Source organism: Thiolinea disciformis DSM 14473 (assembly GCF_000371925.1).
Classification (GTDB): Bacteria; Pseudomonadota; Gammaproteobacteria; order Thiotrichales; family Thiotrichaceae; genus Thiolinea; species Thiolinea disciformis.
On record NZ_AQVE01000009.1, the window covers coordinates 1 to 18,737 of the forward strand.

Below are 18,737 nucleotides of genomic sequence, written 5' to 3' on the forward strand. Positions count from 1 at the left end.
ATCGAGCTTGGTTTGAACGTTGGTTAGAACGCTTGTGCCAGTCCTTGCAAGGTAAAACCCATTATCTCATTCTCGATAATGCTTCCTTTCATCGAGGAGGACGTATTCCAGCCATTGCTCAGCAGTATGGTCAGGTGTTGATGTATCTACCCCCGTATTCCCCTCAACTCAATCCTATTGAAAAGGTGTGGGCAACCTTGAAACAAAAGGTGTTATTACGCTGTCAACACGGTCTATCCTTGCTGGAGGCTATCGATCAAGTCATTTGTAGCTCTTAATTAGGGATTTACTATATAAGTGCGGTTCACACGGGTCAAGGCTTGCAACAGATTATGGTCACGGATTACCCGCCCCAAATAGAGTTTTTTCAAGCGTTTAGCATCAAACCCCGTTAGCAGCATATTGTAGACAAACAGCAGGTCAATATTGCCTGCCTTGAAGTCCTCCACCCACGTATCGCGCTCCTCCTTCGAGCCGACATCATGCAAAATCAGTGCAGCAGTTTTCACTTTATTTTTTAGCGACACACCCACGTCATAGTTACTGGGCATTTCCGCAACCGACTTAAACGCATAATCGGACTGAAACTGTGCAAACATTTCCTTAGCCTGGTCGGAACTGTCGCAAATCACCATCCCACCCATGCTTGAATCATTCAGGGTGGCACGACTTTTTTCAAAGTCACGCACGATATAGGCCAACATCGGCTTTACAAAAGTAGGGTGGGCAACAATGTCCTTCATCGGCAATTTGCCCTTTTCTACCTCGATTTTTGCCAAGGCTTCCTGCAAAGCCAGTTGGTAATTGGTTTCAATTGCCTCCCGAATCAGGCGTAAAGTGTAACCATCCGCAATCGACTTATTGTAGTAATACTTGTGGATGTAATCACCAAATAAGGCTTTAGAATTAGTGTCTGCGCCCAGTAACGGCGTACCTGTTAGCCCAATTTTAATGGCGTTTTTATCGGATTGCTCAAGATTGGCCAGAAAGCTTCCTTGTGGGTTATAGCTACGGTGCACTTCATCCAAAAAGTAAATACGTTGGAGGCTAAGCTCATAATCTTTCACATCGATGATGTCAGGGTCATCTTTAAACTTTTGGATATTAACGACAGTCATTTCGAGCTTGCCAGTGTCATTGTGAATCGCAATCGTTTTTTTGATGTCCTGCGCGAAATCTTCACGAGAATTAATCTTGTGAACGGTTAATCCACGACTGATAAATTCTTTGGAAGCTTGATTCAGCAAATCTAGCCGGTCTACGATAAAGTAAAACTTCGGAATAACTTTTTGTTGTTGGAAGTAATCCACTAAATAGCGGGTGCTGTAATACGCCAGCGCGGTTTTTCCGCTGCCTTGCGTGTGCCAAATAATACCCTTGCGCTTACCTGCCTTAAGTTTTTGCTCAATGGCTTTGGTAGCAAACAGTTGCGGGTAACGCATCACATGCTGTTCCCAAGCATTTTTTTCTTTCACATACACAATCGCGTAACGCAGGATAAAGCGCAAACGCTCTCGACTCAGTAACGAGGTACATAAACGGTTGGTTGGGGTATTCGCATCTTTATTAGTAATGAATTCAGGGCTGTTTTTGATGATTAGGCAGTTATTATCCCTAAGTACGGCTGTTTCACTAGCATCATCTTCAGGGCTTAACAAAGCAGCAATATTCAGTGCTTCTTCCTCGCGGAAATAGTTGAACACTGCCTGCTGATAGGAGCTTGAAGCGTAAAACGCGCCCTCCATCGGTTCAGACGCATCATTGCCGTATTCCATATTATTGGAAAACAGCATCAACTGAGTGATGTTGATAAAGCGCCTGAATTTCTTATTCTGAAAACGTGCATTAATGCGGCTACGTTCCGCCATTATCCCATCACGATTATTCGGCTTCTTAACCTCGATGAATACCAACGGCATCCCATTAATTAACAAGGTTATATCGGGTCGAAACTCATCATCACCATTTTTGTAAGTTAACTCAGTGACAACGTGAAAGCTGTTATTGTCAAAATTATCGAAATCAATTAAACGTATGCCGGAACGCTGAATCAGTCGCTCATAAAAAGCTTTACCTAAATCCTCATTATTCAGCAATAAGCTGGTGTCTTCACGCAAACGCTCAACATCATCAGGGGCCAGCTCTGGATTCAGCAAGCTAATAGCATCACGAAACAAGGCGGGAAAAATATTGTTTTCCTCATCCCATTGCGCTGTTTTCAAAGACAGATAGGTATAACCCAAGCGCATTAGATGCAAAAGCGTTGGGATCTTGACGCGTGTATCTTCATTAAAACGCATAGTTTACCTAGCCATTGCCCAATCGAAATCCATTTTTAACAATAAGTATCGAACTGAGCAAGCAATGGCTAATGCTTCATGACGTTTATCGCAACTCAAGACACAAGGGCTATTGATTTACAAAGGATGCACCACGCCCTCTTTCGCTTTAAACGCATACCGTTTAAATAGCTCAAGATAAGTCTTAAACACATAACCGCCATTCTCTTGCAGAATGGTCTCGCGCTCTTGTTGATAAGTTTTGCGTAATTGATACCACGGTAAAGCTGGATATTTGTGATGCACAGAATGCAGGTTATTTTGTAAAAATAAATAACTTAAGAAGCCATTGGCCTCAACCACAATAGTACGCTGTTCAGGTGTGGCGACTGCTTGATGCTCGGCGAAAATGCGAATGGAAGTCAAAGAAATCGAGAAATAACAAGCGATCAAGTAAAGTCCGATTGGAAACTGCCAATATACCAACCATGCGAGCACTAGCACTAGCCAAGGCAGATAAGCAAGCCAAGCATGAAGCGTATAACGATCCCCTGCTTTTAACTTTTTAAATTCAGCGAGCAAAAAACGACTTACACCCAAAGCCGGACCAAGCAAAATGCGCCCCACCAGTGTGTTATTCCACTGATATAAAGTCTGTAACCAAGCGGGCAAGGTTTGCCAAGATTGGGCCTGCATGTAATACGACTCAGGATCTTTATCAGGATAGCTAATATTTTCTAAAACGTGGTGCTCACGGTGGGTATCCCGATAAATAATAAAAGGCAGATATAAAGCCAAAGGTGGCGAACCCAAAGCCTCATTGAGTTTTTGCCAAGGGGTAGGATGGTAGTGAATGATTTCATGCTGCAAAGAGCCATAGAAACTTAATACCACGATCAATAAAGGTAGCAATAACCAAGCCGGTATCACAGCATGTGCTACGGTTAAAATTCCCCAACTGACATAGCACGCGAGGATGAAATTCAGTGTCAAATATTCTATTTTTTTAGACGCCGCAAGCATAAGATATACCCTTAGAATTTTTCAGTTATTCTAAAAAATCTGCCGCTACTTGCCCATGAAACACTATGCTACATTTGTTATTAATAGATAACTAAAATAAGATTAGTTCACTAAAGTAAACAACTGTTTAACATAAGCATCAACTCAGATAGCAATGGCTCATTCCAAACGAGAAACCGGCAATACTTTCCAACAACGTCTCAAACTTCTGTTACAGCGCTCTGGTCTTAATAAAGCTCAGTTCGCTGAATCGATTGGTGTTAATCGCTCTGCATTAGCGCAATTATTATCCGAGCAACAGGTTCGTCTACCCCGTGCAGAAACCTTAAGCAAAATGGCCTCAAGCTATAATGTCAGTGTTGATTGGCTTTTGGGGCTATCACAAGATGAGCATGTGGTGTCAGCAGTTGCCTCAGCGATGGAAATTGAACAGGTGACGAATGGACAACATACTAAGTTGGGTCAATGGCATCGAGATGCAATAGGCTACAAAATTCGCTATGTACCCTCCAATCTGCCTGACTCTTTAATGATTGAAGAAGTCATCGCTTATGAACGTCAATCCACCCAAGTTCCCTTAGAAGTTCGCAAATTAGAAACGAACTCTCAGCTCGCCTATAACCGTATCAATGAATCCGAAATGGAAGTTTGTATGCCGTTGCAGCGCCTCAAGCTATTAGCACAAGGTGTTGGTATTTGGGAGGAGTTACCTGCTTATGTACGTTATCAACAGCTACATCATATTAAAAAGCTGCTGAATGATTTATACCCGACTTTCCGTCTATTTTTATATAATGAGCGCAAGACCTTTTCTGCTCCTTTAACAGTATTTGGGTCACGGCGCGCCGTTATTTATGTCGGCGATATGTATGTCGTGATTAATAGCTTAGAAGAAATTCGTAGTCTAACGCGTCACTTTGATAGTTTAATTCGCCATGCAGAAATAAATCCTCACGAAAGCGCGAATTTCATTCAAGGACTTATAAATACCTACTTATAACAAACTTGTAGTTTTTTATTAAACTCGGTTCGGCAAAACGCTAGCATAGATGGCAACAGCAATTAAAAACCCACCAAAAACATAATAAACCGTATAAAATGGCAAGAATAAAAGAATAAGAGAAATCAACAAGGGTGTTACTAATTCCGACATTTCACGCCAAGTCGAGAATACCATAGTCATTTGAATACGTTCATACGGCTTTACCGTACGCATAAAAGGAATATTCCCTAATATATCTACCATAGAAGCCCCCCATGCTCCAGTCCACCAAACTAAGACACCAATACCCTTAGCCTCACCTAGCAAACCTAAAATGAGCAAAGAAACACCACAGAGGCTGAGTCCGAAAATTAATACATTCTTAGTTTGAAAACGCTCTGCTAACAGGCGTATCCATGGACTGAAAAATAACATAGCACAGCCTGCCGATAATAATACGGCACTCACCCAATTCGGCAAGCCAGCCTCTACGACATAAATAGGGCCATACACATAAAGTAGCACCCAGAAAATGGCTCGACTTAGCGTAATTAAATAAGAAATCCTTAAGAATTTTTGCTTAAAAAAGTGCGGAATTAAGACTAAAGGTTGAATGGCTTTACGCGGTTTTGCTGCCACTAACACAGGGTTATCACCTAAACGTAAATGCCAGAAATAAGCTAACATCATAGCAGCGGAAGCAATAGATACTAAAAATGCGCTGAAAGGATACTGATTATTCCAAAGCCAAATGCCTAATAATGGCCCTAACAACCACGCGATGCCATTGAGAAACATACGGCGTGATTCAGTACGCGCAAATTCTAATTTATCAATATAGTCCATCACATAAAGCGAAATGCAGACGGTAAAAATAGAAGCCGCCGCTGATCGCATCCCAATGCCCAAAGCAAAAAGCCAGCCCTCACCGTTGTAGATGAGTAGGGAAGCAAGCATTAGTAAACTAGCACCGAGTGTTAGAACCCAACGTCGCTGGAGTAACTGTTCTAAGCGATTAAAATTGAGGGTAATAAATAAAGTGAAAATGGCCGCTAATAAATAAGTGCGCGCTACAGCCTCTTTACTCCCTAAAGCTTCGAAGGCGACTAAGGGGATAATGCTCACCAATACAGCACGCGCCAAGCCCTCCAATGCCGTCAGACGAGCTAAAGCTCCGCCCGTATCGGTTTCCGCTGCTAATGCAATTAGACCCGAAGGCCGTGGTGGTAACATGGGTGCGCCTATTGTTTTAAATATGATGTGGAACTGCGCATACTAGCGTGTTTAACTAAGCTCAGCAAAAACTTTGCGCTGAGATTTTTAGGTATGCTTGGCGGATTAGCCTACTTGAATATTCGCTTCCGCATAACGCACGCGACTCCGATTGGGCTTTGCTAAAGTATAAGCTAAGGTTAAAGGGCCTAAACGTCCAGCGATCATGAGAAGGATCATGACAAACTGCCCTGCTGGACTTAAATGAGTGGTCAATCCACGCGACAGACCTACTGTACTTAAAGCCGAAATGACCTCAAATAAAATATCTAAAAAACGCGCCTCTTCTGTAAGATCGAGAATAAAAATCCCTAAAAACATCAGTAATACATAACAGACTACTATCGCAATCGCCTTCATAACTTGGCGAATAGGAATTGTGCGGTTCAATACGGTGATGTCCTCTTGCTTTCTTAGGAAGGCAACCGTTGTCATCAGTATGACTACACAACTACCAATTTTTATTCCACTTGCTGTACTTAAAGAACCACCACCGACAAACATTAAAAATAAAATTAAAATAATCGAGGTGTTTTTCATTTGTTCCATAGGAATGGTATTAAAACCTGCTGTGCGCGGTGCAGTTGCTTGAAACCAAGCCGCCAAAACTTGGTCTTTTAGTGACATCGCGCCTAGTGTTGCGGGATTCTGAGACTCAATAATCCAGATTAATAAAAAAGCGATTAAATTTAGATACAAAGTCGCTAGTAATATAATACGGGTATTAGTTTGTAGTTTTGACCATGAGCGCTTATGATTCAAATCTATTAAAACAGAAAAACCAATACCTCCAATAATAAATAAAGCACTTATTACTAGATTAACTCCAATATCACTGGCATAAGGCACCAAACTATTAGGTCCTAAGGCAAAGCCTGCATTATTAAAAGCTGATATCGCATAAAAAGTACTTTGATACAAAGCTTGCGCCAGACTCATTTCATCTGACCAAATCCCAACTAACCAAATTATCCCAAAAGCCTCTATCACCAAGGAGTATAACAAAACTGTTTTGGCAATACGCGTTACATTATCCAAACTAATCTCATTAAAAGCCTCTTGAGCGAGGCGTTGCTGCCCCATACCCAAACGCGCCCCTAGCATGGTAGCCCCGACGACCGCGAAGGTCATAAAACCTAAACCACCCGCCTGTATTAAAAATAAAATAATGACTTGTCCATAGATATTAAAATAAGCACTAATATCAATAGTTAAAAGGCCGGTTACCGTAACAGCGGAAGTGGCGGTAAATAAAGCCTCCATCCAAGTAACTGGATGATTAGCGACGATAGGCAACTTTAATACGACAGTTCCCGATAAAATAAGTAGCAAAAAGCCAATCGCTAAAATAATAGGGGGATTAAGTTGACGAGCTTTATTAGCAGTCGTAGTAGACGCCAAGGGTTCATCATTAAGATCAGGTTCCCAATCGCGCACGAATCACTCCAAGCGTGGGGCTAATTGCGCTAGAGCATTCAAAGGCGCTGCTAATACTAAAGAATCCTGCCCTTCTAATAAGAATTCCTCAGTAATAGGCATGTGCAAATCATTATTACGCCGAACTAAAATGGGCTTTATTAAGGCAGTTTCTTTACCTAGTACTTCGGCTATCGTTAAACCATGTAAGGCTGAGACAATTTCAATATCAACCAAATAAACATTCTTACCCAAGGGCATAAACTTATTAATCAGGGGATAGCTCATTGATTGCGCGACTTTGACGCCCATTTCCACTTCAGGATGAATGACCCGACTCACGCCCAATTTGGAAACGATGGCATGATGCCAACGCGAGGCAGCTTTTACCCAAATGTCTTGCACACCAAGATTTTTCAGATGTAAAACGCAAAGAATACTCGCTTCTAAACTTCCTCCGATAGCGACTAACACAGCATCAAAGGTTTTGACATTCAGTTCCTTAATCGCCTGCTCGTCAGTCACATCTACAATCGCGCTATACTTGAGCTCATCAGCAATCCTATTCACCATTTTGGGGTTGCTATCAATACCAACCACATTATGCCCTAAACGTACTAACTCCAGTGCTGCGGCCGAACCAAATCGGCCTAATCCCATGACTGCAAACTGCCCCATGTGGCTAGTCTCCCTAACATTTTGCCGGAAGTATGCAATTGATTAGCGAATTATGACAAGGATAGAATGAAGCTTAGGCAAGGACGAGCTGATTAGAAACTCGCCAAACCCTTTCAAAAACTGCCATCCCAACCTGAGATCAAGACCTTGCGTATGCCTCGTTTTTATATCGCTGACTCCCTAGACGTGGGTAATACCCTACTTTTGCCTGACACAGTTTTCCGTCACGCCATTCAGGTATTACGCTTAAATCTCAATGAGCTATTAATCTTATTTAATGGTCAAGGCGGTGAATATCAGGCACGCATTACTGAACTCAGCAAACGCCAAGCCAGTGTCATCATCGAGGAATATATCCCGACCAATCCTGAGTCAACGTTAAAACTAAGCTTGGTTCAAGCACTGATTAAACCCGATAAAATGGATTTCGCCCTGCAAAAAGCAGTGGAGTTAGGTATTACCACCTTTCAACCACTGATTACCCGCCGTAGTGTGGTACAAGTCGGCAAAGAAAAAATAGCGCGCAAACTGGAGCATTGGCAGGCAATCGCCTTAGGGGCTTGTGAGCAATCAGGGCGGACTTCCATACCTATGATACTGGAGCCGATTAGCTTGGAGACTTATTTAGCCCAAACCACAGGAGCGGCACGCATTATCTTAGCCCCTGAACTGGAACAGACCTTAGCAGATTTGCCTCTGCATAAGCCGCAAGCCCTTGATGTAGTTATTGGGCCAGAAGGCGGATTCACCTCAGAAGAAGTGAAAGCTTGCCTAGATAGAGGTGTCCATGGAGTAACGATAGGGCCACGCATTTTACGTGCTGAAACAGCGAGTATTTCGGCCTTGAGTTTAATGCAACATCGATTCGGTGATTTATGACTCACTCGATTCTGCGTTTAGGCTTTGCTGCATTTCCTTCAAGTAATCGTCTATGGACTGAGTAGGTTTCAGACGAAAATCGCCCGAACTTAAAGTGCGATTAAACTTAGCCTCACCACTAAACTCTTTTTTTAGGGTCAAATTATCAGCTAGCTCACTGGCTTGATAAACAATAATCGGCGCACTAAATAATAAGGCAACACCCAGTGCTGGAAAGAAAGAAGCATGATGAATGAGGCGAATATAGGCATATAATAATAAAGGCACTAATAAAAAATTACTGACCAGTAAAATATAGTCTAAAGGCCAATCTGCTGTCACTAAATAATTTAGCCAATGCCCAAGCTGCCCTAAGCTATGCGGAATGAGTAATAATAAAGAGGCCAAACTGGCCGCAGCACCTACTTCCCAACGCTGTAATGAGAGACGGCTAATACCTGCAACCACCAAGGTAATAGCTAAAGACCCCATCACATAAGGCATTAAATTACCAAAATAATACACGGCATCTTTAGCGAAAATCGTATCAAGATAATTCTCGTATAAAAATGCTAATAGCATGGCAATAACTAAAACTACCGACCAAACTGGTTCACATAACAAACGATATAAACCGCGACATTTGCGTACTGCTGTCTGTTCAACAGGTGTATCCGCCCGCATTAACGTTAAACGTCGACCGCCCAGTCGCAAAGCAAGTGGCTTAATCGGTCTAGAGAAATTGATACGTGCTTCTTTTAGGGGATAATAGTTTAAACGTGAGCCATTTTCTTTAGATAAATTACGTAGTATTAAACTACCCTCATCATCCAGATCAATGAGTAGATGATAAGGTGATACGGTGGGATCAGAAATAATAATATCATTATCTAAAGCACGCCCAACGCGCACCGGAAAGCGCTCTAAGCGATGATATTGATTCAATCCCCGCGCTTGCACCTCTAAAATCAGATCTGAAGGTACATGAGTGGATTTTAGGACGTCCATTCGAAGTTCTCTAATATCTTTTTTAGAAGCTTAGTTGCATTATTAAAATCGGTTCCTGTCAGATAAAGATCAAAAATAAAGCCCTGTTGTTTCTCGCCCACCATTGCTCCTGTGACTAAGACATCACTTAAACCGCTATAACGTAGATAATCACGCCGACAAACCGTTAGCTTAAAGTCTTTACTAGCCACTTGGGTAAATCCAGTATGACAATTAAATTTACTGACCTCATCTTTATTGCCCACCGTTCCTAGGCCACTGTTATTCTCTAGCTCATACATACGGTAAAAACGTGGTGAAATCATTTTCTGACTATCGTACCAAGTATATTGATAACGAATAGCACCAATACTCAGTTTCTCACCTAAATAAATATCAAGATCGTTCGCACAATTAGCAGAGACAACATTGACTAAACCACGTTCTTCTGCATCGCTACTGCCATCCCAGCAACTAATATATTGCCCCAAACGAGTAGGAACCGCGAATTTACCGATCTGGGTTTTTTGCCACTCATTTGTTTGAAGATCGTCCAGCATTTCGACACTGTGCTCATGTAATTGGCGGATAATATTGCCAAACAAATCTTGCACCGGTTGAAATTCACTGAGCTTTAAGCGCTCCAACATAATATTGAGGTATTCAACTAATACCAAGAAGCTGACATCATTTCCCGCTGTCGCCACATTGATACCAACTACTTTGCCATCTTGGTTCAAGGCTGGGCCACCACTCATGCCTGAGTTTAAGCTGCCAGAGAATAAAATATTATTATCCTCACTACCCGTCATCAGACCATTATTCGTTCCTGTGACAATCGAAAACCCCAAATCCAAAGGATTCCCAAAAGCATATAAGACAGCACCTTTTTCAGGTACTCGCGCCGTTTGCAAAGGCCTCCCCAGCGGGGCTTCGGCTTTCAAAATGGCTAGGTCGTGCAAGACATCTACATCAATCAGTTGCAAATGCCCCGTGTCACCATTAGTAGAAAAATAATCGATAGCATAGGTTTCAGGGTCATTCGCGTAGGCGCTAATCACATGATAGTTAGTCGCCAAAATAGTGGGGCGAGCCACAATAAAGCCAGAGCCAATCGTGCTTTTATTGCCGGTTTTTTTATTGACTACTCGTACCTGAAAAATAGATTTCTCGACTTCGGAATACAGGCTAGACGAGCGGTTTTCAGCAGCAAATAACCACCCTGATGCCGCCAACAGGCAGCATAACAACACAAGCCGATACATTTTCCTTGATAACCTATCTTAGTTTAATGATTAATCCTATCTCAGCGAGGCGAACACATCGCGCGCTGCTTGCAAGGTTTCGGCAATATCTGCATCGCTATGAGCGGTAGACACAAAACCCGCTTCAAAAGCAGAAGGTGCTAGATAAACACCATGCTCTAACATGCCATGGAAAAAGCGATTGAAACGCTTGCTATCACAGGCAGTGACCTGAGCATAGCTAGTGATCGACTTTTCCGCTGTAAAAAATAAACCAAACATGCCACCCACACGGGTAGTCGTAAAAGCTTCGCCCGCTTGATCAGCGGCTTGCTGAAAACCATCAACGACTTGTTTTGTTTTTGTATTTAGGGTTTCATAAAAATTCGGGCGCGAAATAATTTCCATCATTTTCAAGCCCGCAGCCATCGCCAAAGGATTACCGGACAAGGTACCCGCTTGATAAACAGCTCCCAACGGCGACAAACAACTCATAATATCGCGTCGCCCCCCAAAAGCCCCGACCGGCATACCACCACCAATAATTTTACCTAACGTGGTCAAATCTGGTTTGATCTTATATAACGCTTGAGCGCCGCCGTGGGCCACACGAAAGCCCGTCATGACCTCATCAAAAATCAACACCGTACCATATTGATCGCAAACGTCGCGTAAAGTTTCCAAAAACCCTGCGACAGGCGGCACACAATTCATATTACCCGAGACTGGCTCAACAATAATGCAGGCAATGTCAGCGCCACGCTGCGCAAAGACACTGCGCACTTGTTCAATATCATTAAAGCTTAAGGTTAAGGTATATTTTGCTAAATCCGCCGGCACCCCAGGCGAGTTAGGTTCCCCAAAGGTCAACAGACCGGAGCCAGCTTTGACTAATAAGGAATCACCATGACCATGGTAGCCGCCCTCGAATTTAATAATGAAATTACGCCCAGTAAAGCCACGTGCTAAACGGATGGCTGACATAGTAGCTTCTGTGCCAGAGCTCGTCATACGCACTAATTCCATCGACGGCATAATACGCTGAATGGTTTCAGCCATAGTAATTTCGATTTCAGTCGGTGCACCATAGCTTAAACCGCCCAAAGCCGCCTCGCGTACCGCTTCAATCACCTCAGGATGTGCATGACCGGCAATCATCGGCCCCCACGAGCCAACATAATCAATTAAACGATTGCCATCTGCATCATACATATAAGCGCCTTGTGCTCTGGCAATAAACCGTGGTGTGCCACCCACACTACGGAAAGCACGAACGGGTGAATTGACACCGCCGGGGATCGCTTGTTGAGCACGTTGAAACAGGGCTTCGGATTGGGTCATGGCACTTACCTAAAAACTAAAACAGCAAAAAAATCTGAAAAAGAATTACTTTATCATGAACACTTTGAATCAACAGCTTAAAAACCAATATTTTTTTGCACAGCAGCAAAGTGGTGCAGTGCTAGAGAATTGAGGGAATCCATGCTAATTTGCCGCCTTCTTTTCGTGTCCAAGGCGGTGAAGTATGACTATCAGCAAAACCTATCTGACACCACAATCCTTAATGGATAGCTCGTTACAACTAGCACAAAAAATCTATGACAGTGGTTTTCGCCCCGATTTTATTGTGGCTATATGGCGCGGCGGCACACCGGTTGGCATTGTTATTCAAGAATTATTCGATTATTACGGCGTCGAAACTGACCATATTGCGATTCGCACCTCGTATTATACCGGCCTCAATCAAACAGCACGCGAAGTAAAAGTATATGGTTTAGAATACTTGATTCGCCAAGCTGACGCCGAAGATTCCTTATTAATCGTGGACGATGTATTTGACTCAGGTAATAGTATTCGGGCTACTTTGGAGAAAATTCGCGCTGAATCACGTCGTAATACACCCCATGATATTCGCATCGCAACGCCGTATTTCAAACCGAACAAAAATAAAACTAATATTATCCCTGATTACTATGTGCACGAAACCGATGAATGGCTAGTGTTCCCACATGAATTAGACGGCTTAACCAAAGAAGAAATTCTAGAAAACAAGCCTTGGGCCGCTCAAGTATTAGGATTGCAATAGGCCTCCTCGCCTAAAATATAGGTGGCGGAGATAGAACGATCATCCGCCAACATCAATAAGGCAAATAGCTTCTCATGCAGGCTCTGCGCTTTCGCCAAACGCCGCTCTAACAAAGGCGTCCCTTTACCATTCAGCACCACAAAATCCGCTTCTTTATTCGGTAAGAAATTACCCAGCTTATCGTCTAAATACAGTGCACGCGCCCCGCCCAAGGTGGCTAAATATAAGGCTTGCCATGCGGAGAGCTTTTGGTTTTGTAATTGCAATACTTTATAAGCATTATTAGTCGCTTGTAGCAAACTAAAGCTATCCCCGCCTCCCACATCACTACCTAGACCAACCCTCACCCCACTGTCCTGCATCGCTTTCAGATTAAATAAGCCACTGCCAATAAACAGATTTGAACAAGGGCAAAAGGCCGCTGCTGCTCCAGTTTGTGCCATACAATCGCGATCAGCTTGATCCAGATAAATGCTATGAGCCAAGACCGAGCGTGGCTTTAAGAGCTGATGCTGATGATAGACATCTAAGTAGCTACGACTTTTTGGGAATAATTCAGCGACCCACGCCACTTCATCCTGATTTTCTGCCACATGTGTGTGCAAATAGACATCCGGATATTCGTGCAATAACTGGCCTGCCTTAGCTAATTGCGCATCACTGGAAGTCGGTGCAAAACGCGGAGTGACCGCATAGAGCAAACGGTCCTTACCATGCCACTGATCAATCAGTGCTTTGCTATCGGCATAAGCACTGTCTGGAGTATCTTGCAGATAGGCGGGACAATTGCGATCCATCATGACTTTGCCTGCAATCATACGCAAACGGCGCGCTTGTGCCGCTTTGAAAAAGGCATTGACTGAAGCAGGATGCACTGTGCCAAAGACCAAAGCAGTCGTGGTGCCTTGGCGCAATAATTCATCTAAGAAAAACGCCGCCACCTCAGCCGCATGCGTCTCATCCCCGAATTGGCTTTCAGTCGGAAACGTATAGATTTCTAGCCACTCCAATAACCGCTCACCAAAGGCGGCAATCATATCGGTTTGCGGATAATGAATGTGGGTATCAATCAGCCCGGGAATGATTAAGTGCTCCGGAAAATGAATGATCTCACAATCTACTGGCAAGCTTGAGAGCAAATCGGGCGTATGACCGACCTTTTCTACTAAGCCATCGCGCACTAACAGTAAACCATCCGAAAAATACTGCACTGCAGCAATATCTGATGTTAAACTCTGCTTCGGATCATCCAACAGGTGCAAAATAGCGGCTCGAAATACACGCAGTTTGCTCATGGCCTAGCTCTCATGACGGACAAGAACTTGCATCATAGAGGATAAATTCAGCACGCCAAAGCTGAATAAACCAGAAATTTTTGCTTTTGTTTGAACGATTTGGATTTTGTTATGCCTTTATCAGCACCTGTTGAACGCAACCTGTCCCACACTCGTACCATTACTTGCCAAGGCTATGAACGTACTGATGGCTTATGGGATATTGAAGCCCAACTCCTTGATACTAAAAATTTTGCTTTTGCGAATAAAGATCGTGGTGGCATGATTCAAGCGGGTGAAGCATTGCATAATATTAAAGTGCGGATGACGGTAGATGATAATTTGTGCATTCAAGCTATCGAAGCAGTGATCGACGACTCACCTTTTAACGTCTGCCCGCAGATTGTTGATACGTATAAGCAATTGGTGGGCAAAACCATTGGCCCAGGTTGGAACCAATATTTAAAAGAAAAGTTTGGCAAAGTTCATGGTTGTACCCATATTACCGAGCTTTTTGGTCCGCTTGCTACCACAGCATTTCAAACCATTTTTGGCTCACGCTTTGTGCGTTCTGAATCAGAAAAACCCTCTACCACACCACCGCGCTATTTGAATACCTGCCATACGTGGTCTACTTCAGGTGAATTAGTACGCGAACGCTGGCCGGATAGTTATGTCAATCCCGTCGAAATCAAGCTACGTGCGGTTGGCTAAACTCAGCCTCTCAACAAACAATTGACAAGAGCCCACTGGGTCAAAACCATGGATAATACAAGTTTTGACCAGTCCCTTAACTTTTTCCAAGCCTAAACTACACTGATAGCGAATTAACTGTCGCGATGAACGTGTATGAAACAACTCACTAACAAAATCCTGTTGTGTTTAGGTTTGTGGCTTCCCTGTCTTGTTTGGGCAGACCAATGCGAACTGATTAGTGCTGAGCAAACCAGCGAAATGCTGGAATTTATGAAGCCGAATATTGAGTATGTGAACTTTTGTGAACCCTGTGGTGATAAGGACTTTTATCAGCAGAAAGTGGAACGCTTACGCAGCTTACAAATCAACACCGAGAAAGTGGGTGGTAAAACCTATTGGGCGGTGAAAGTGAATGGAAAAAACATTGATTTGGCCTATACGTTTATTCGCTCTGAAGACGGTGGCTTTGTCAACTTAGCTAATCTTGCTAATTGTCCTGCAACGGGTGTTTCGCTCGGATTTGACCCCAGCAAATAAAAAATTTCAGCAGGCTAATCAGAATACCAATTAGCCTGCTAGACTTTTTTAAGCAGTTAGCGGCTTAGGTTTACGCCAATGAACCCACACACTTAAGACTAAGGCCAATAACACACCATAGCCTAGCGAAGTCCCTAAACTTACTACAAAACCACTACAGACGATTAAGCTTAGGAAGATGGCTAGCTGATAACGTTTACCCAATAAGCGCCAAGCTGCTAGCATGGAAGCGATATAAATAAAGATAAACACCCCATTCGTCCAGCGTACCATCGCCTCATAGTTTTCACCCATAGCATAAGCGACGAGCATCGTAGCACTACACATGAACAGGACTAGCAACAAAGCACGGCTCGGTACTTGATGACGATTCAATGGCTTGATAAAGCTCGGCAATACCCCCTCTTGGCTTAGTGACCACGCTAAGCGTGCGACACTGGCCATATATACATTCACGGTCGCTAAACCACTCGCTATCCCCAATACCGCAATCAACCAACGTCCATCATGACCCAAAAGAAGCTTATAACTCGCTACGATGGCTAAAGGCGCGTTTACATCCAATAGACTTAGCAACGTACAAGCGACGTAAATTAATCCCACCAATACCGTCCCGCCCAATACTGCAGGCACGAAATCACGCTTTGGATCTTTAAACTCAGCCGATAAATGCGTAATAGCCTCAATACCCAAAAAACTCCAGAGGGCCAAACCCATCGCTTGAAGCACACCGAAGCTTGACCCTGTAGCAATAGGTGTTTTCGGGCTGGGATGTTGCCAAAGATAAGCACTGAGCAATAGCACCACTACGACCACAATCGCAAGCGTTAATAGCAATTGTGCACGCCCCGACAAACGTAAGCCATGCCAATTCATAGCAAACAGGAGTCCTAAGGTAACTAATTGCCCCATAATAGATTGCAAAGGGCTTAATTGAATAATCGGCTTCAGAAACTCGAAGGTAATCATTAACGCGGCGGGCGCACCCATCGGTACCACAAAGAAAAACATTAAGCCAATCACATAACCATAGCGTCGCCCAAACGCTTCCTGCACAAAAAATGCGGGCCCTGCGGCACTGGGGAAACGCCGCCCCAGTTCGGCAAATACCCAAGCAATCGGCAAGATCGCTAAAGTCAGTAAGACCCAGGTCAAGACTGCCGAGCGCCCTGCACTGGCAATCGTTAATTGTGGCAAAATAAATACCCCAGTCCCCAATAAAGTAGTAGCCATTAAACCAATGCCCTGCCAACGGGTCAGGCTAGGATTTAAACTCGACATGGTTTGATCCCATTAAAAAAAGCAGTAGTGTAGCCGAGTGCGTGGCGACAGTTTATTACTCTTGCCTGTGAATTTGGCGTTTTGCACGGCAATTTGTCTTGTTACACTGCCCTGACTTTTTCCAGCAAACACACCGGTTATGGACGCTTTTGATCAGAAAATCCTGCGGGTATTAGCACACAATGCACGTCAAAGTGTTTCGAGCATCGCAGAGCAAGTCAGTTTATCGCGCTCAGCAGTCGCGGAAAGGATCAAGCGCCTTGAGGAAAGTGGCGAGATCCAAGGTTATCAAGTCATGCTACGTCGGCCTGATACGCAAGCGATTCATGTTTGGTTTGAAGTACGTCATCAAGGTATTTGCGAAAGTCTTGTAAAAGACATTATGCGCTTGCGCGGCGTACGTGAATGTTACGGTATTAGCGGTGATTTAGACTTACTCATTAAGGCGGAAGCAGCATCCCTGCCAGAAATCGAACAACTACGCCAAGCCATTGATAAACTTCCGTCTATTAAGCAAATCATTACCCATGTCGTGTTACGCGAATGGAAAGCGTCTTGATTAGAGGAAAATCAAGGCACCAACGAATACCACTGCAAATAAAACGGCTAAACCTCCAATAAAATAGCGGCTATCTTGAATTTCGGTAGAGTAAATTTCTATCACTTCGCCCATGGGTAGACGGCGCTCAATATCCAAGCCCCAGCAGCGAAACACCACAAAGCCCGGCATATGATCCACTTTAGTTGCTCTAAAGACTTCGCCACTTTTAGTAACGACATTATAAGCCATGACAGCCCCCTATTTTTGCCCTAAAAATATTTATAATTGATAAATGGAGAAGCAGCCCCAACTGCATTAACGATTATATCCATTGTCATAAACCAAGACTATGGACAAAGCAAAAAGTTCCACTGCTTAATCAGCGTAATTAAACAACGCTAGCCTTGCTAGGCTTTCCCACAACCAGTCAAAGCAAGCTTGTAAACTACTGGGGAGTTCAGAAAAAGTTACACCCACTAAGTAATTAGGTAACATGTGCGCCACATACAACTTGTTACTTATTTAAGCAATTTATCTCTAAAGGCTATATCACATTTGTTTGCTAGACGCCCCTAACGATTGCCGCTAGTCTAATGCGATATGCATAGAACAAGGTGATTTTATGTCGGCTGAACATCCTATTGTCGCCATTACGGGTTCGTCTGATCACAGCACCACAGGGATCACCTTAGTGTTGCAACGTATCTTTTTTCGTGAACGCATCAAAGCGGTTTACATTCCCGGCAGTGGTTTTCATCGCTATGAACGTGAACAAATGCATCTTGAAATGGAGAAAGCCAAACAAGCGGGCCAGCGCCTTACACACTACGGGCCTGAAGGCAATCATTTAGATAAATTAGAGACCATGTTCTTCCAATATGCCTCGACCGGCACAGGGCAATATCGTTATTACCTACACGCTTCTGAGCTAGCCGACAAACTAGGGCAACGTGTGGGAAGTTTCACACCTTGGCAACAGCTCGATCCTGATAATGATTTGCTGGTGTATCGCGGCTTGCATGGCGCTGTTATTCACGAGGATATTGATCTCTCCAGTTACCCAGACCTCTTAATTGGCGCAATTCCGAACTTAAATTTGGAATGGATGCGGCGCATTGATCGCGATACCAAACGTGGTTTCAGTGCGCATGAAGTACGTAACACGATTTTGGAACGTTTGTATGATTATGCGCATTACATCGTGCCCCAGTTCGAACGTACCCATATTAACTTTCAAATTGTTCCAACCGTCGATACCTCTGACCCCTTTCATTTTGATGAATTACCCAGTCTTGATGAGTGCTACTTAATTGTTCACTTACAAAAAGTAGCGCAGCAAGTCCCCATTGCTAAATTGGTGAAACGTTTCCCCAGTGCATTTGTTACGCGCCGTGATACCTTAGTTGTACCAGGTGCACAAATGTTGAATGCCATAGAAGTCATTCTCATGCCTTTTATTCATGATCTGATTACCAAAAGCCGTGAAATTCGTGGCATTCGGGATGTTCCCAAAGAACGAGGCGCGGGTATTTTAGGTTTACAGGCACAACTGGGTTAAAGCCGTGTTTTCTGTTGTGTTATAG

At 43.6% G+C, this 18,737-nt stretch carries 19 protein-coding genes; 8 read left to right on the forward strand and 11 right to left on the reverse strand.

Translation table 11 applies throughout. The annotated features are described in order from the left end of the window. Positions 1 to 278 (forward strand): transposase (locus A3IE_RS20255; RefSeq protein WP_020395219.1); only part of this gene is annotated, 278 nt, incomplete at its 5' end. Here A3IE_RS20255 and A3IE_RS0108670 read toward each other — a convergent pair. Continuing rightward, the gene (locus tag A3IE_RS0108670) at positions 279 to 2,300 is read right to left on the reverse strand and encodes a type I restriction endonuclease subunit R (RefSeq protein WP_020395220.1); all 2,022 of its coding nucleotides are present in this window, start codon (positions 2,298 to 2,300) and stop codon (positions 279 to 281) included. A 117-nt stretch (positions 2,301 to 2,417) separates the two neighbouring features. Next, complete coding sequence (locus A3IE_RS0108675; RefSeq protein WP_020395221.1) at positions 2,418 to 3,302, reverse strand: fatty acid desaturase; 885 nt, start codon at positions 3,300 to 3,302, stop codon at positions 2,418 to 2,420. Between the two features lie 154 nt (positions 3,303 to 3,456). Between A3IE_RS0108675 and A3IE_RS0108680 the strand changes: the two genes are divergently transcribed. Next, entirely contained in the window at positions 3,457 to 4,302 is an 846-nt protein-coding gene (locus A3IE_RS0108680; RefSeq protein ID WP_020395222.1) for a helix-turn-helix domain-containing protein, read from the forward strand. Positions 4,303 to 4,320: 18 nt separating this feature from the next. Here A3IE_RS0108680 and A3IE_RS0108685 read toward each other — a convergent pair whose 3' ends face one another. The 3 genes from A3IE_RS0108685 to A3IE_RS0108695 form a co-directional block, all read right to left on the reverse strand. Beyond that, positions 4,321 to 5,517, reverse strand: a complete 1,197-nt coding sequence (locus A3IE_RS0108685) for an MFS transporter (RefSeq protein ID WP_020395223.1) — start codon at positions 5,515 to 5,517, stop codon at positions 4,321 to 4,323. 105 nt (positions 5,518 to 5,622) lie between these two features. Next, positions 5,623 to 6,993 carry a TrkH family potassium uptake protein gene (locus tag A3IE_RS0108690; RefSeq protein WP_020395224.1) on the reverse strand — a complete coding sequence of 457 codons (1,371 nt, stop codon included), beginning with the start codon at positions 6,991 to 6,993 and terminating at the stop codon, positions 5,623 to 5,625. 3 nt (positions 6,994 to 6,996) lie between these two features. After that, positions 6,997 to 7,650: a potassium channel family protein gene (locus tag A3IE_RS0108695; RefSeq protein WP_020395225.1), complete on the reverse strand. Its 654-nt coding sequence runs from the start codon at positions 7,648 to 7,650 to the stop codon at positions 6,997 to 6,999. Positions 7,651 to 7,803: 153 nt separating this feature from the next. Between A3IE_RS0108695 and A3IE_RS0108700 the strand changes: the two genes are divergently transcribed. Continuing rightward, entirely contained in the window at positions 7,804 to 8,529 is a 726-nt protein-coding gene (locus A3IE_RS0108700; protein ID WP_020395226.1) for a 16S rRNA (uracil(1498)-N(3))-methyltransferase, read from the forward strand. Here the strand turns inward: A3IE_RS0108700 and A3IE_RS0108705 are convergent. Genes A3IE_RS0108705 through hemL form a run of 3 tightly spaced genes read right to left on the reverse strand, consistent with a single transcriptional unit; the run spans position 8,524 to position 12,080 of the window. Beyond that, positions 8,524 to 9,516 (reverse strand): FHA domain-containing protein, encoded by a 993-nt coding sequence (locus A3IE_RS0108705; RefSeq protein ID WP_020395227.1) that lies wholly within the window; start codon positions 9,514 to 9,516, stop codon positions 8,524 to 8,526. The genes A3IE_RS0108700 and A3IE_RS0108705 overlap by 6 nt on opposite strands. Next, positions 9,504 to 10,760 (reverse strand): S1 family peptidase, encoded by a 1,257-nt coding sequence (locus A3IE_RS0108710; protein WP_020395228.1) that lies wholly within the window; start codon positions 10,758 to 10,760, stop codon positions 9,504 to 9,506. Before A3IE_RS0108710 ends, A3IE_RS0108705 begins: the two co-directional genes overlap by 13 nt. 36 nt (positions 10,761 to 10,796) lie before the next feature. Beyond that, complete coding sequence (gene hemL / locus A3IE_RS0108715; RefSeq protein ID WP_020395229.1) at positions 10,797 to 12,080, reverse strand: glutamate-1-semialdehyde 2,1-aminomutase; 1,284 nt, start codon at positions 12,078 to 12,080, stop codon at positions 10,797 to 10,799. 184 nt (positions 12,081 to 12,264) lie between these two features. Between hemL and A3IE_RS0108720 the strand changes: the two genes are divergently transcribed. Next, the gene (locus A3IE_RS0108720; RefSeq protein ID WP_020395230.1) at positions 12,265 to 12,825 is read left to right on the forward strand and encodes a phosphoribosyltransferase; all 561 of its coding nucleotides are present in this window, start codon (positions 12,265 to 12,267) and stop codon (positions 12,823 to 12,825) included. On the opposite strand, the gene guaD is transcribed toward A3IE_RS0108720, so the two are convergent. After that, positions 12,804 to 14,120 carry a guanine deaminase gene (guaD, locus tag A3IE_RS0108725; protein WP_020395231.1) on the reverse strand — a complete coding sequence of 439 codons (1,317 nt, stop codon included), beginning with the start codon at positions 14,118 to 14,120 and terminating at the stop codon, positions 12,804 to 12,806. The genes A3IE_RS0108720 and guaD overlap by 22 nt on opposite strands. Positions 14,121 to 14,231: 111 nt before the next feature. On the opposite strand from guaD, the gene A3IE_RS0108730 reads away from it, so the two are divergent. Both A3IE_RS0108730 and A3IE_RS0108735 read left to right on the forward strand, forming a co-directional pair. Continuing rightward, complete coding sequence (locus A3IE_RS0108730) at positions 14,232 to 14,813, forward strand: DUF2889 domain-containing protein (RefSeq protein ID WP_020395232.1); 582 nt, start codon at positions 14,232 to 14,234, stop codon at positions 14,811 to 14,813. 135 nt (positions 14,814 to 14,948) lie between these two features. Next, positions 14,949 to 15,332, forward strand: a complete 384-nt coding sequence (locus A3IE_RS0108735; RefSeq protein ID WP_020395233.1) for a hypothetical protein — start codon at positions 14,949 to 14,951, stop codon at positions 15,330 to 15,332. A gap of 48 nt (positions 15,333 to 15,380) precedes the next feature. On the opposite strand, the gene yjeH is transcribed toward A3IE_RS0108735, so the two are convergent. Then, entirely contained in the window at positions 15,381 to 16,613 is a 1,233-nt protein-coding gene (gene yjeH, locus A3IE_RS0108740; RefSeq protein ID WP_020395234.1) for an L-methionine/branched-chain amino acid transporter, read from the reverse strand. Positions 16,614 to 16,752: 139 nt separating this feature from the next. Here yjeH and A3IE_RS0108745 point away from each other — a divergent pair, with 139 nt between their 5' ends. Next, complete coding sequence (locus tag A3IE_RS0108745) at positions 16,753 to 17,172, forward strand: Lrp/AsnC family transcriptional regulator (RefSeq protein ID WP_020395235.1); 420 nt, start codon at positions 16,753 to 16,755, stop codon at positions 17,170 to 17,172. Here A3IE_RS0108745 and A3IE_RS0108750 read toward each other — a convergent pair whose 3' ends face one another. Beyond that, positions 17,173 to 17,403 (reverse strand): hypothetical protein, encoded by a 231-nt coding sequence (locus A3IE_RS0108750; RefSeq protein ID WP_020395236.1) that lies wholly within the window; start codon positions 17,401 to 17,403, stop codon positions 17,173 to 17,175. Between the two features lie 373 nt (positions 17,404 to 17,776). Here A3IE_RS0108750 and A3IE_RS0108755 point away from each other — a divergent pair, with 373 nt between their 5' ends. Next, positions 17,777 to 18,712 (forward strand): nucleoside/nucleotide kinase family protein, encoded by a 936-nt coding sequence (locus A3IE_RS0108755; RefSeq protein WP_020395237.1) that lies wholly within the window; start codon positions 17,777 to 17,779, stop codon positions 18,710 to 18,712. Positions 18,713 to 18,737: the final 25 nt, after the last annotated feature.